The following is a 13,655-nucleotide window of genomic DNA, read 5'->3' on the forward strand; positions in this document are numbered from 1 at the left end:
TCACGCCCCCACCTTCGGTCGTTGGGGCGCAGCACGCCGTCCGGGTGAGCCGGGACCCCCGGCCCGGGCGGCAGGCCCCGCCCCCGCTCACGCCGCGGGCAGAGTCACCGTCGCCGCCGCGCCCGCCGGAGCCGGGTTCGACAGGGTCACCCGGGCCCCGATCACCCGGGCCTGGCCGAACGCGATCGTCAGGCCCAGCCCCGTCCCCTGCCCCCGCTCGGCCGCACCCGTCAGGAAGCGCTGAGGCCCCTCCCGCAGCAGCTTCACCGGGAAACCCGGACCGCGGTCCCGTACCGTCACCGCGTTCCCGCACACCGTCACCGTGACCGGCCCCCCGCCGTGCCGACGGGCATTGACCAGCAGGTTCGTCAGGATCCGCTCCAGGCGCCGGGCATCCGTACGGACCATCGCCCCGGCCTGCGACCCGTCCTCCGCGCCGACCACCTCCGCCGCCACCCCCGACCGCCGCGTGATCGTCGCGACCAGCGGACCCAGCGCGTGCGCCCCCAGCTGCGCCTCCTCCCGGCGCGCGTCCAGGCGCGCCACCTCCAGCAGGTCCTCGGTCAGCGTCCGCAGCGCCGCGACCCGGTCCCGGACCAGCTCCGTCGGCCGCCCCGCCGGCAGCAGTTCCGCCGCGGTGTGCAGCCCCGTGAGCGGCGTCCGCAGCTCGTGCGCCACGTCCGCCGTGAACCGCTGCTCGGCCTCCAGCCGCTGCTGGAGACTGGCCGCCATCGTGTCGACGGCCGAGGACAGCTCGGCGACCTCGTTGCGGGTCCCCGGTGCGCCCGACGCCCCGATCCGCGCGTCCAGTTCGCCCTCGCTGATCCGGCGGGCCGTCTCCGCCGCCCTCCGCAGGTCCTTGCTCAGCCGGCTCGCCATCAGCGCGCCGCCGATCGCCGCGAGCGTCACGACCCCGGCCCCGGAAGCCACCAGCTGCCGGTCCAGCTCCACCAGTTCGGCCTGCTCCCCGGTCAGCGACCGCCGTACGGACAGCACGTGGTCCCCGCCGACCGGGCGCGCCGCCCACACCGCCGGATCCGGCCCGGACAGGTCGAGGTAGGTGGTGCGCTGCCCCGCCAGGGCGGCCCGGCGCAGCGGCCCCGGCAGCCCCGGGCAGTCGATCCACGCCTCGGCCTCGCCGACCTTGTCCTCGTCCAGCCGCCCCGTGAGCTCGTACACCTGGCGCACCCGGACGAGCTGCGCGAGCGCGCCCTCCCGGGCCGCGTCGCCCACCTGCCGGGCCCGCGCCTCGTGGATCAGTGCGCCGATCGTCACCGCGACCAGCGAGCAGCCGACCGCGAGCAGGATGGAGATCTTCCAGCGCAGGCCGAGGGCCCGCAGGAGGTGGCGGCAGCGGATCAGGGCGGGCTTCACTCGCACACCTGGCCGTACTTGTCGGTGCGCCTCGGCTGCGGGGGCCGGTCGCTTTCGCAGCCCGGCAGGGACTTGCTGTAGCGCCGCTCGTCGCTGACGACCCGCATCCGCTCGCCGTCCCAGTGATAGCGGACGGCCTGCTCGGAGCCGTCGTCGGCGGCGGTGCGCAGCAGCAGGTCGCCGCCGATGGTCTCGACGGCGAGGCGGCGGCCGACGGTGAAGAGGACGGGGACGATCCGGGTCCCGTCCGCGGTGTACACGGTCAGCGCCGTGCGCCCCGTCTCCGCGTCGGCGGCGACGATCAGCTCCTGACTCCCGTCGCCCGTGAGGTCGCGGAAGACGGCGGGGCGCAGGCCGACCTTGCCGGGCGCGTCGATCCAGCCCTTCGCCGCGAACGCCTTCATCTGCTTGTCGGCGCGTACGACGTCCTGCACGTTCACCGCCGGCAGCCCGCCGGGCCCCACCTCGGGCGCGTTCTCCAGCGGTTGCGGCGGGGGCTCCCGGGTGCCGACCGGTTTTCCGGGCCCGGAGACGGAGTGGTCGGTCCACTGCGGCCAGAGCGACTCGGGCCGCGGCTGGGCCGACACGGGCGGCGCGGGCTCGCCGGCTCCCAGCCCTCCGGGTGCGGAGCAGCCGCCGACGGCGAGCGCGCAGACGGCGGTGCACACGAGGACGGCGGCGAGGGGGCGGGCGGGTCGCTTCATGAGGAGCCAAAAGGGTTCTGAGGCAGGACGATCCGACGGTAGACGGCGACGATCACGGGCACCGGGAGGTTGTGTAACAGCGGTGCGTACGGTGGAGGGGCGCAGGCAGAATCGGGACCAAGGTCCCGGACCGTGCGCTGTCCGCCGTACCCGAGGGAGGGCCCCGTGACATCAGCCGATCGGCCGCAGCAGCCGGCGCAGGTGAAGGCCGGATGAGCGGCGAGCTCCCGTTCTTCGTGTACGGGACGCTGCGCCCGGGAGAGGTCAACCACGACCTGTTCCTGCGGGGCCGCACGGCCGCCGAGAAGCCCGCCCGGCTCCCGGACGCCCTCCTGTACGACGGCCCCGGCTACCCGTACGCCGTCCAGCACCCGGGGTCGGAGATCGTCGGCGAGCTGATCACCGCGGCGCCCGGCGCGTACGGGAGGCTGCTGGCCGAGCTGGACCGGCTGGAGGAGTACCACGGCCCCGACCGCCCGCTGAACGTCTACGACCGGGTGTGCCGGAGCGCGGTCCGCCCGGACGGCACCCGGACCGCTGCCTGGGTCTACCTCGCGGCCCCGCTGATGGCCCGCCGACTGCGCGAGTCCGGCACCGAGATACCGGGCGGCGACTGGTTCAGACGGAGGTAGGCGCGGAGGTGGGCCGGCTCCCGCGGATCCCGCCCCGCGGTGTCACAGGCCCTCGGCGCCGCGGTTGCGCAGGCGCTGCCCGTACTGCTGGAGGACCCAGAGCTCCTCCTGGACCGCCGCCAACTGCTCCGGCGGGGCCTGGGTGCCCAGGCGCGACATCGTGCCCTGGATCTCGTGGACCCGGCGGTCGACCGCGCGCAGCCGGACCTGGACCAGCTGGACCCCGGCGTAGACCTCGTCCACCGTCTTGGCGTGGATGGCCTCCACCGCCAGCTCGGTGACCAGCGCGCGGACCGTGTCGTTCGGCGCGGCGTCGCGGACCCGGGCCAGGTAGTCGTCGGTGCCGAGGGAGGCGCCGCCCGCGGCCTGGATGGCCTCGCGGACCGCCGCGTAGGGCGGGGCGGTGAACTCGTCGACCCCGTACGCGTCGAAGGCCGGGGAGACCAGGGCCGGCCGCTGGAGCGCCAGCTTGAGCAGCTCGCGCTCGGTGCGGTGCGCGGGGCTGCGCAGGTTCAGCGCCGGCCCGCCGCCCGCGGGGGCGCTTGCCGCCGGGGCCGCCTCGTACGAGGAGGTCTGCGACGGCCGGCCGCGGCCCTGCTGCTGCCCTCCGGGCTGGTTGCCGCGCTCGCGCGCCCAGCGCGCCAGCTGTGCGACCCGCTTGACGACGAACTGCTCGTCGCGGATGCCGAGCATCCCCGCCAGCTGGACCGCCGACTCGTGCTGGATCGCGATGTTCTTGATGTTGGCGACGACCGGGGCCGCCTCGTCCAGCGCGGCCGCGCGGCCCGCCGGGTTCTCCAGGTTGTGCCGGGCCACGATGTGCCGCAGCGCGAACTCGAACAGCGGGGTACGGGCCTCGACCAGTCCGGACACCGCCGCGTCACCCTGCGCCAGGCGCAGGTCGCAGGGGTCCATGCCGCCGGGGGCGATGGTGATGGAGGTTTCGGCGGCGAACTTCTGGTCGTCCTCGAAGGCGCGGAGCGCGGCCTTCTGGCCGGCCGCGTCCCCGTCGAAGGTGAAGATCACCTCGGCGGTCGCGTTGTCCATCAGCAGCCGGCGCAGGATCTTGATGTGGTCCCCGCCGAAGGCGGTGCCACAGGTCGCGATCGCGGTCGTGACCCCCGCCATGTGGCAGGCCATCACGTCCGTGTAGCCCTCGACCACCACGGCCCGCGAGGTCTTCGCGATCTCCTTCTTCGCCAGGTCGATGCCGTACAGGACCTGGGACTTCTTGTAGATCGCCGTCTCGGGGGTGTTCAGGTACTTCGGCCCGTTGTCGTCGTCGCGCAGCTTGCGCGCGCCGAAACCGACGACCTCGCCGCTGATGTCGCGGATCGGCCACATCAGGCGGCCGCGGAAGCGGTCGATGGGCTTGCCGCTGCGGCTGTCCTGGGCCAGGCCGGAGGTGATCAGCTCCTTGTCGCTGAAGCCCTTGCCGCGCAGGAATCGGGTCAGGTGGTCCCAGCCCGCCGGGCTGTACCCGACGCTGAAGTGCTCGGCGGCGGCCTGGTCGAAGCCGCGCTCGGCCAGGAACCTGCGGCCGATCTCCGCCTCGGCGCTGCCCAGCTGCTCCACGTAGAACTGGGCGGCCGCCTTGTGGGCCTCGACGAGCCGGATGCGCTCTCCGCGGCCGCTGGTGCCGGCGGTGTAGCCGCCCTCCTCGTACCGGAGGGTGATGCCGGCCTGCCCGGCGAGGCGCTCGACGGCCTCCGAGAACGACAGGTGGTCGATCTTCATGATGAAGTCGAGGGTGTCCCCGCCCGCCTGGCAGCCGAAGCAGTGGTAGAGACCCTTGCTGGGGCTGACCTGGAAGGACGGGGACTTCTCGTCGTGGAAGGGGCAGAGGCCCTTGAGGTTGCCGCCGCCCGCGTTGCGCAGCTGGAGGTAGTCGGAGACCACGGCGTCGATCGGGACCGCGTCCCGTACCGCCTTCACATCGTCGTCGTTGATCCGTCCTGCCACCCGTGAAGTCTACGGCCGGGCGCCCACAATCCCGTCAGGCCCCCTGCGCACCCCCTACCCCTCCACCAGGGAGTCCAGCGGAACCGACGGGTCCGCGAGCGCCTCGCGGTTGACCGGCGCCTTCGACCGGATCAGAGCCTGGATGTGCTCGGTGACATCCCACACATTCACGTTCATCCCGGCCAGCACCCGCCCGTCCGACAGCCAGAACGCGATGAACTCCCGCTTGGCCACGTCGCCGCGGATCAGCACCTGGTCGTAGCCGCCCGCCGGGGCGTACCCCGAGTACTCCAGGCCCACGTCGTACTGGTCGGAGAAGAAGTACGGCACCCGGTCGTACGAGACCTCCTGGCCCAGCATCGCCCGCGCCGCGGCCGGGCCGCCGTTGAGCGCGTTCGCCCAGTGCTCCACCCGCAGCCGGGTGCCGAGCAGAGGGTGGTGCGCCGCGGCCACGTCCCCGACGGCGAACACGTTCGGATCGCTGGTGCGCAGCGAGGCGTCCACGGCGATGCCACCGCCGTGCTGCCGGTCGACCAGGGCCAGCCCGGAGGTCTCGGCGAGCGCGGTGCGCGGAGCCGCCCCGATCGCGGAGAGCACGGCGTGCGCCGGGTGCTCCTCCCCGTCGTCGGTCCGGGCCGCGAGCACCATGCCGTCGTGCCCGACGATCTCGGTGAGCCGCGCGCCGAAGTGGAAGCGGACCCCGTGCTCCGCGTGCAGGTCGCCGAAGAGCCGGCCGATCTCCGGGCCGAGCACCGCGTGCAGCGGGGTCGCCAGCGGCTCGACCACGGTGACCTCGGCCCCGTACCCGCGGGCCGCGGCGGCGACCTCCAGGCCGATCCACCCCGCGCCCGCGATCAGCAGGTGGCCGTTGTCCCGGCCGAGGGTGGCCAGTACGCCCTTCAGCCGCTCGGCGTGGGCGAGCCGGCGCAGGTGGTGCACGCCGGCCAGCCCCGTGCCCGGGATGTCCAGGCGGCGCGGCTCGGCCCCGGTGGCCAGCAGCAGCTTGTCGTAGTGCAGCGCCGTGCCGTCACCGAGGACGACCTTGCGGGCCTCCCGGTCGAGCTGGACGGCGGGCTGGCCGAGGTGCAGCTCGATGTCGGCCTTCGCGTACCAGGACGGCTCGTGGACGAAGACGCTGTCGCGCTCCTCCTTGCCCTGGAGGTACCCCTTGGACAGCGGGGGCCGTTCGTAGGGGTGGTCGCGCTCGTCGCCGACCAGGATCACCCGCCCCGTGAACCCCTCGGACCTCAGCGTCTCCGCCGCCTTGGCCCCGGCGAGCCCCGCGCCGACGATGACGAATGTCCGGTGTGCGTCGACCACCTGATGCCTCCTCATAACCTCTCCGCCACATGCGACCACATGCGAGCGTCCCGCACTGAGCCTGCCGCGTGAAGGGGGAATGGCCCGATCGGCTCACCCGACAGGGCGGCGCGTGCGCCGTGTGAGCCGGGCGTGCAGGGAGCGCGCGGAGGCGTCCGTGAGCGCCGCGATCTGGTCGATGACCGCGCGTTTGCGCGCCCTGTCGTCGGGCGCGGCGTCGAAGATCGCCCGGAACTGCGGGTCCAGGCCCTCGGGCGCCCGGGCGCTGAGGGCCTCGGCGAGTTCGGCCAGGACGATGCGCTGGTCGGCGCGCAGCCGTTCCTGCTCGTCGCGCTGCATCACGTACAGGTCGGCCACGGCCTTGAGGACCGCGCACTCGTTGCGCGCCTCGCGCGGGACGACCAGCTCGGCCGCGTACCGGGTCAGCCGCCCGGAGCCGTACGCCTCGCGGGTGGCGCCCTCGGCGGCCAGGCAGAACCGGCCGATCAGCTGACTGGTGGCGTCCTTGAGGCGGGCCTGGGCGACGGCCGACCCGTCGTACCCGTGCGGCCACCACTCCTGCTCCATCAGCCGGTCGAGCGCCTCGCGCAGCTCCTCCGGCTCCGTGTCGGCCGGCACGTACCGGCCGATCGCGACCCGCCAGATGGCCGTGCGCTCGGGCTCGGCGAAGAGGAGGTTGGGGTCGAGGTGCCCGGCGTGCAGCCCGTCCTCGAAGTCGTGGACGGAGTACGCCACGTCGTCCGACCAGTCCATCACCTGGGCCTCGAAGCACTTGCGGTCCGCGGGCGCCCCGCGCCGCAGCCACTCGAAGACCGGCAGGTCGTCGTCGTACGCGCCGAACTTGACCGAGTCGGGGTCGGTGGGATGGCCGCCTCGGCCCCAGGGGTACTTGGTGGCGGCGTCCAGGCAGGCACGGGTGAGGTTGAGGCCGACGCTCGCGGGCTCGCCGGTGGCCGGGTCGGGCACGAACCGCTTCGGCTCCAGACGGGTCAGCAGCCGCAGCGACTGGGCGTTGCCCTCGAAGCCGCCGCAGTCCTTGGCGAACTCGTTCAGCGCCTCCTCGCCGTTGTGCCCGAAGGGCGGGTGGCCCATGTCGTGCGAGAGGCAGGCCGCCTCGACCAGGTCCGGATCGCAGCCGAGGGCCGCGCCCAGCTCGCGGCCGACCTGGGCGCACTCCAGGGAGTGCGTCAGGCGGGTACGGGGGCTGGCGTCCCAGTCGTACGAGCGGCTGCCCGGGGTGACCACCTGGGTCTTGCCGGCGAGGCGGCGCAGCGCGGCGGAGTGCAGCACGCGGGCCCGGTCGCGCTGGAAGGCGGTCCGGCCGGGGCGTTTGTCGGGCTCGGCGGCCCAGCGCTCGGTGTCGGACGCGTCGTACGGGGCGCCAGGGGCGTCCGGGTCGGGGTGCGGGACGGGTGCGTTGCCGGTGCGTTCCATGCCTTCCATGCTCAGACGGTAACCGGGAACACCGACAATGCGACCAATCTGAGCAATCCGCGTCAACGGGGTCTTTATGCGATGGCCAGTTTCAGCGGGGCCGCGGCGGGCAGGGGGGCGAGCTCCCGGGCCAGGGCCTCGTCGTAGCGCCGGAGCACGAGGCGGGCCAGGGCCGGGTGGTCGCCGAGGGGGGCGGCCGCCGGGCCGGGCGCGGCGGCGGCGCACTGCGCGGCGAAGCGGCCGGGGGCGGTGAAGTACGAGGCCACCGCGATCCGGTGGTGGCCGCGGGCGGCGAGGGCGCGGACGGCGTCGGGGACGGTGGGCGCGGCGGCGGAGGCGTAGGCGGGTACGACGGGCGCGCCGCCGAGGCGCTCGGAGAGCAGGGCGGCGGTGCGGCGGGTGTCGGCCGCCGAGTCGGGATCGCGGGAGCCCGCCGCGGCGAGGACGACGGCCGTGTCCGCGCCGGGTGCCCGGCCGGCCTCCAGGAGCCGCTCGTACAGGGCCTCGACGAGCAGGGGGTGCGGGCCGAGCGGGGCGGCGACGCGGGTGTCCAGGTGGGCGGCGCGGGCGGCGGCCGCGGGGAGGTCCCGTTTGACGTGGTGGCCGCGGCCGAGGAGCAGCGGGACGAGCACGGCCGCTCCGGTGGTGGCGCGCAGGGTCTCGCCGAGCAGGGGCCGGTTCAGCTCGACGTGGCCGAGCCGGACGTCGAGGCGGGGGCGGAGCTCGCGGATGCGGTCGAGGAGGGCCGAGGCGGTGAGGAGGGCGCGGGGGTCGCGGCTGCCGTGGGCGACGGCGACGAGGGTGGGCTGCATGCGGGGGCTCCGTCGGACCGGCCCCCCGCCGGGCGCCAGGGGCGCAATCCGCTGAGCTGCGCGCCCAGTTGGGTGGTGATCCGGGTCAGCAGCTCGCCGGCGGTGGCGGGGGGAAAGGGGAGGGACAGGGACTCGGGAGGGTGCACCAGCTCCGTCATGAACCGATCCTGCGGGTCGCAGATGTCGGTGGCGTTGCGCAGGGGTGACGGGTGTTTACCGGGTGCTCACCCGCTCATTCGTACGAGTGAAAGGCGGGCGGCGGGGAACTGGGGCGCGGGCGTGGATCGTCAATGTGTGCGAACGAGGTGTGGTGCAACGGGGGGATCGACCATGAAGCGGAATCCGAAGCGGAAGCTGCTGCCGGGCTGGACGGGAACGGTCGCGGGGCGGCGGCGGGCCGTCCGGGCGGTGGTGGCCGGGTGCGTGCTGTTCCTGCTGCCCTCGGCGTGGACGCACGCGGCGGCCGCGGACCGGCTGCGGAGCACGGCCGACGCGCCGGCCTCCGAGGTGGCGGTGGTGTTCGGGGCGGGGCTGTGGAACGGGAAGCCGACCCCGTATCTGGCCAGACGGCTCGACGCCGCGGTGGAGCTGTACCGCACGGGCAAGGTCAAGGTCGTGCTCGTCACCGGGGACAACAGCCGCACCGAGTACGACGAGCCCGATGCGATGCGGACGTACCTGACGGCCCACGGGGTGCCGGGGGAGCGCGTCGTCAGCGACTACGCCGGGTTCGACACGTGGGACTCGTGCGTCCGGGCCAAGGAGATCTTCGGGGTGAAGCGGGCGGTGTTGATCAGCCAGGGCTTCCACATACGCCGGGCCGTCGCGCTGTGCGGGGCGGCGGGTGTGGACGCGTACGGGGTCGGGGTGGACGACGAGCACGACGCGACCTGGTACTACGGCGGCACGCGCGAGGTCTTCGCGGCGGGCAAGGCGGCGCTGGACGCGACCTTCAAGCCGCAGCCGCGGTTCCTGGGGCCGAAGGAGCAGGGGGTGTCGAGGGTCCTGGCCGCTCTGGCAGACTGACGTACCGTCATACCGTTATGCCGATTAGTCATATGTGAATCCGTCAGGGGTGGGGATCGTGGCTGTTGCGGATCTGACCGGCAAGACCGTCGTCATCACCGGGGGAGCGCGCGGGCTGGGCGCGGCGGCCGCGCAGGCCGTCGTGGACGGCGGCGGCCGCGTACTGATCACCGACGTGCTGGAAGCGGAGGGCGCCGCGGCCGCCGCGAAGCTCGGCGGGGCGGCGCGGTTCCTGCGGCACGACGTCACGAGCGAGGCCGACTGGCAGGCCGCCCTCGACCACGCGGTGGCCGAGTTCGGCCGGATCGACGGGCTCGTGAACAACGCGGGCATAGCCACCGGGCAGCTCCTGGAGCACGAGAGCGTCGAACACTTCCGGCAGGTCGTCGAGATCAACCTGGTCGGCACCTTCATCGGCATCAAGACCGCGATACCGCTGCTCCGGGCGAACGGCGGCGGCTCCATCGTCAACATCTCCTCCGCGGCCGGACTCATGGGCCTGGCGCTCACCGCCGGATACGGGGCCTCCAAGTGGGGGGTGCGCGGCCTGTCGAAGATCGGCGCGGTCGAGCTCGCGGAGGCGGGGATCCGCGTCAACTCGGTGCACCCGGGCATGACGCTGACCCCGATGACCGCCCCCATAGGGATCCGTCCCGGCGAGGGCTTCTTCCCCGGCGCCCCGATGGGCCGCGTCGGCGCTCCGGAGGAGACGGCCGCGGCGGTCGCCTTCCTCCTCTCCGACGCCGCCGCGTACATGACCGGCGCCGAACTGGCCGTGGACGGCGGCTGGACGGCAGGCCCGCCGATACGGAACCTCACCGGGCAGCAGTAGCGGCCGTCCGCGTCCTCACCGGGCGGCGGCGGGCGTGCTGAGGTGGTCGTACGGGGCGCGTAACCGGGGGCGGCGGCCGGTGTAACACCGGCGGCGCAGGCTGGGCCGTATGCGCACCCCGGATTCCGCCACCGCCACGCACTGCCCGTACTGCGCGCTGCAATGCGGGATGAACCTCCGCCCCGAGCCGGGCGGCACGAGCGTGGTGGTGGAGGAGCGGGCCGACTTCCCCGTGAACCGGGGCGCGCTGTGCGGCAAGGGGCGGACCGCCCCCGCCGTGCTCTCCTCCCGGGTGCGCCTGACCGGGCCGCTCGTCCGCACCCACGCCACCGGACGGCTGGAGCCGGCCACCTGGGAGGAGGCCCTCGACGCCGTCGCCGAGGGCCTCGCCCGCACGGGCCGCGCGCACGGACCCGACGCGGTCGGGGTGTTCGGGGGCGGCGGGCTCACCAACGAGAAGGCCTACGCGCTCGGCAAGTTCGCCCGGGTCGCCCTGCGGACCTCGCAGATCGACTACAACGGCCGCTTCTGCATGTCCTCCGCCGCCGCCGCCCACCAGCGGGCCTTCGGGCTGGACCGCGGGCTCCCCTTCCCCCTGGAGGACATCCCCCGGACCGGCTGCGTCATCCTCGTCGGCTCGAACCCGGCCGAGACCATGCCGCCCGCCCTGCGCTACCTCACCGAACTCAAGGCGAACGGCGGCACGCTGATCGTCGTCGACCCGCGCCGGACCCGCACCGCCGAACAGGCCGACCTGCACCTCGCCCCGCGCCCCGGGACGGACCTCGCCCTCGCCCTCGGCCTGCTGCACCTGGTCGTCGCCGAGGGCCGCACCGACGAGGAGTTCATCGCCGGGCGCACCACCGGCTGGACGCAGGCCCGCGCCGCGGCCATGGCGCACTGGCCGGAGCTGGTGGAGCGGATCACCGGCGTGCCCGTACCCCGGCTCCGCGAGGCCGTCGCCCTGTTCTGCGCGCCGTCCTCCGCGATGGTCCTGACCGCCCGCGGCCCCGAGCAGCAGTCCAAGGGCACCGACACCGTGGGCGCGTGGATCAACCTCTGCCTGGCCACCGGCCGTGCCGGCCGGCCGCTCTCCGGGTACGGCTGCCTCACCGGCCAGGGCAACGGCCAGGGCGGCCGCGAGCACGGTCAGAAGGCCGACCAGCTCCCCGGCTACCGCAAGCTCACCGACCCCGCCGCGCGGGCGCACGTCGCCGGGGTCTGGGGCGTCGACCCCGACAGCCTGCCCGGGCCCGGCCGCAGCGCGTACGAACTCCTCGACGCCCTCGGCACGGAGGTGAAGGCCCTCCTCCTCATGGGCTCCAACCCCGTGGTCTCCGCCCCCCGCGCCGCCCACGTCGAAGACCGCATCCGCTCCCTGGACTTCCTCGCGGTGGCGGACGTGGTCCTCTCCGAGACGGCCGCCCTCGCGGACGTGGTCCTGCCCGTCGCCCAGTGGGCGGAGGAGACCGGCACCACCACCAACCTGGAGGGCCGCGTCCTGCTGCGCCGCCGCGCCCTGACCCCGCCGCCGGGCGTGCGCACCGACCTGGACCTCCTGCACGGCCTGGCCGGCCGCCTCGGCATCGAGAAGGGCTTCCCGACCGACCCCGAGGAGGTCTTCGAGGAGCTCCGCCGCGCCTCGGCCGGCGGACCCGCGGACTACTCGGGCATCTCCTACGCCCGCATCGAAGCCGAACAGGGCGTCTTCTGGCCCTGCCCGGACGACTCCCACGCCGGCACCCCGCGCCTCTTCCTCGACCGCTTCGCCACCGACGACGGCCGGGCCCGCTTCGCCCCCGTCTCGCACCGTGACGCGGCCGAGGTCCCGGACGCCGAGTACCCGGTCTGGCTCACCACCGGCCGCGTCGTCTCCCAGTACCAGTCGGGCGCCCAGACCCGCCGCGTGGACGAGCTCAACGCGGCCGCCCCCGGCCCCTTCGTGGAGATCCACCCGCGCCTCGCGACCCGTATCGGCGCGGTCGAGGGCGCCCCGCTCGCGGTCGTCTCCCGCCGCGGCCGCGCCGTGGCCCCGGCCCGCATCACCGACACCATCCGCGCCGACACGGTCTTCATGCCGTTCCACTGGCCGGGCGAAGGCCGCGCCAACACGCTGACCAACCCGGCCCTCGACCCGGTCTCCCGCATGCCGGAATTCAAGGTCTGCGCGGTCCGCGTCGAGCCGGCCTGAGCCCCGGCCACCTCGGTCCGGCGCCGACCGGCACGAGCGCCGGCCACCTCAGTCCGGCGTCCACCGGCACGAGCGCCCCGGGGCGCGACCCGGCGGGCGTCCGCACGGCTCGAACTTCTCGGACATGCGTCCGGTCCGCATCGGGATTCCCGGCGGGGGGTAACCATCCGGTCACGCACCGGACTCAGAAAGTGCACGCACGCCCCTCGTGGCAGTGATGTGTCGTACCCCACACTGAGGTGCGGTGCCCCCGTCCTCGGAGCCCTGGAGGTCGCCCCCGTGCAGACCCGGATCCTGACCGTCAACGCGAGCCCGCCCGTCCAAGAAACCGAGGCCGCCACGGGCGAAGAGCCCGAGGCCGAGGCAGTGGACGAGGAGCCCGAAGAGCCCGAGGCACTGGAGCTCATCGAGCAGGTGCCCGAGCCGCGCCGGCGCGCCGACACCGGCGGAGCGAGCCCTTCCGCCGACCTGTTCCGCCAGTACCTGCGCGAGATAGGCAGGATCCCGCTGCTCTCCGCCGCGGAGGAGGTCGAGCTCGCGCGCCGCGTCGAGGCCGGCCTGTTCGCCGAGGAGAAACTGGGCAACAGCCCCGACCTCGACCTGCGGCTCGCCCTCGACCTCGACAAGCTCGTCGTCATGGGCCGGATGGCCAAGCGGCGCCTCATCGAGTCGAACCTGCGGCTCGTCGTCTCCGTCGCGAAGCGCTACGTGGGCCGCGGGCTCACCATGCTCGACCTCGTGCAGGAGGGGAACCTCGGACTCATCCGGGCCGTCGAGAAGTTCGACTACGCCCGCGGCTACAAGTTCTCCACCTACGCCACCTGGTGGATCCGGCAGGCGATGTCGAGGGCCCTCGCCGACCAGGCCCGCACCATCCGCGTGCCCGTCCACGTCGTCGAGCTGATCAACCGGGTCGTACGCGTCCAGCGCCGCATGCTCCAGGAGCGCGGGTACGAGCCCACCGCCGAAGAGGTCGCCGTCCACCTGGAGCTGACCCCCGAGCGGGTACTGGAGGTGCTGCGCCTCGCCCAGGAGCCGGTCTCCCTCCACGCACCGGTCGGCGAGGAGGACGACGTCGCCCTCGGCGACCTGATCGAGGACGGGGACGCCGCCTCGCCCATGGAGTCCGCCGCCTTCTTCCTGCTCCGCGAACACCTGGAAGCGGTGCTGTCCACCCTCGGCGAGCGCGAGCGCAAGGTCGTGCAGCTGCGCTACGGCCTGGCCGACGGCAGGCCCCGCACCCTGGAGGAGATCGGGCGGATCTTCGGCGTGACCCGCGAACGGATCCGGCAGATCGAATCCAAGACGCTCAACAAGCTCCGCGACCACGCCTTCGCCGACCAGCTCCGCGGCTACCTGGACTGAGTG

11 protein-coding genes are annotated in these 13,655 nt (G+C 74.1%); 5 read left to right on the forward strand and 6 right to left on the reverse strand.

Annotated features, from left to right (window positions below; genetic code table 11):
• Window positions 1–87: 87 nt before the first annotated feature.
• A complete protein-coding gene (locus ACFY1T_RS05660) occupies window positions 88–1,374 on the reverse strand; it encodes an ATP-binding protein (RefSeq protein ID WP_390787093.1) in 1,287 nt (428 codons plus the stop codon).
• A complete protein-coding gene (locus ACFY1T_RS05665) occupies window positions 1,371–2,078 on the reverse strand; it encodes a hypothetical protein (protein ID WP_390787094.1) in 708 nt (235 codons plus the stop codon). The genes ACFY1T_RS05660 and ACFY1T_RS05665 overlap by 4 nt, the downstream gene beginning before the upstream one ends.
• A gap of 212 nt (window positions 2,079–2,290) precedes the next feature.
• Here ACFY1T_RS05665 and ACFY1T_RS05670 point away from each other — a divergent pair, with 212 nt between their 5' ends.
• Entirely contained in the window at window positions 2,291–2,710 is a 420-nt protein-coding gene (locus ACFY1T_RS05670; protein WP_390787095.1) for a gamma-glutamylcyclotransferase family protein, read from the forward strand.
• A gap of 42 nt (window positions 2,711–2,752) precedes the next feature.
• Here ACFY1T_RS05670 and dnaG read toward each other — a convergent pair whose 3' ends face one another.
• From dnaG to ACFY1T_RS05690, 4 genes are all read right to left on the reverse strand, one after another.
• Window positions 2,753–4,672 carry a DNA primase gene (gene dnaG / locus ACFY1T_RS05675; protein WP_390787096.1) on the reverse strand — a complete coding sequence of 640 codons (1,920 nt, stop codon included), beginning with the start codon at window positions 4,670–4,672 and terminating at the stop codon, window positions 2,753–2,755.
• A gap of 54 nt (window positions 4,673–4,726) precedes the next feature.
• Entirely contained in the window at window positions 4,727–5,992 is a 1,266-nt protein-coding gene (locus ACFY1T_RS05680) for an NAD(P)/FAD-dependent oxidoreductase (RefSeq protein ID WP_390787097.1), read from the reverse strand.
• Between the two features lie 93 nt (window positions 5,993–6,085).
• A complete protein-coding gene (locus ACFY1T_RS05685; protein WP_390787424.1) occupies window positions 6,086–7,426 on the reverse strand; it encodes a deoxyguanosinetriphosphate triphosphohydrolase in 1,341 nt (446 codons plus the stop codon).
• Window positions 7,427–7,500: 74 nt separating this feature from the next.
• Window positions 7,501–8,238 carry a sirohydrochlorin chelatase gene (locus ACFY1T_RS05690; RefSeq protein WP_390787098.1) on the reverse strand — a complete coding sequence of 246 codons (738 nt, stop codon included), beginning with the start codon at window positions 8,236–8,238 and terminating at the stop codon, window positions 7,501–7,503.
• Window positions 8,239–8,568: 330 nt separating this feature from the next.
• Between ACFY1T_RS05690 and ACFY1T_RS05695 the strand changes: the two genes are divergently transcribed.
• The 4 genes from ACFY1T_RS05695 to ACFY1T_RS05710 all read left to right on the forward strand — a co-directional run bounded on the left by ACFY1T_RS05695 (window position 8,569) and on the right by ACFY1T_RS05710 (window position 13,652).
• The gene (locus tag ACFY1T_RS05695; RefSeq protein ID WP_390787099.1) at window positions 8,569–9,264 is read left to right on the forward strand and encodes a vancomycin high temperature exclusion protein; all 696 of its coding nucleotides are present in this window, start codon (window positions 8,569–8,571) and stop codon (window positions 9,262–9,264) included.
• Between the two features lie 58 nt (window positions 9,265–9,322).
• Window positions 9,323–10,096 carry a glucose 1-dehydrogenase gene (locus ACFY1T_RS05700; RefSeq protein WP_390787100.1) on the forward strand — a complete coding sequence of 258 codons (774 nt, stop codon included), beginning with the start codon at window positions 9,323–9,325 and terminating at the stop codon, window positions 10,094–10,096.
• A 109-nt stretch (window positions 10,097–10,205) separates the two neighbouring features.
• Window positions 10,206–12,287 (forward strand): molybdopterin oxidoreductase family protein, encoded by a 2,082-nt coding sequence (locus tag ACFY1T_RS05705; RefSeq protein WP_390787101.1) that lies wholly within the window; start codon window positions 10,206–10,208, stop codon window positions 12,285–12,287.
• A 219-nt stretch (window positions 12,288–12,506) separates the two neighbouring features.
• Complete coding sequence (locus ACFY1T_RS05710) at window positions 12,507–13,652, forward strand: RNA polymerase sigma factor (protein WP_390787102.1); 1,146 nt, start codon at window positions 12,507–12,509, stop codon at window positions 13,650–13,652.
• The last annotated feature ends 3 nt before the right edge of the window (window positions 13,653–13,655 follow it).

This window comes from Streptomyces sp. NPDC001194, assembly GCF_042896985.1.
GTDB lineage: Bacteria > Actinomycetota > Actinomycetes > Streptomycetales > Streptomycetaceae > Streptomyces.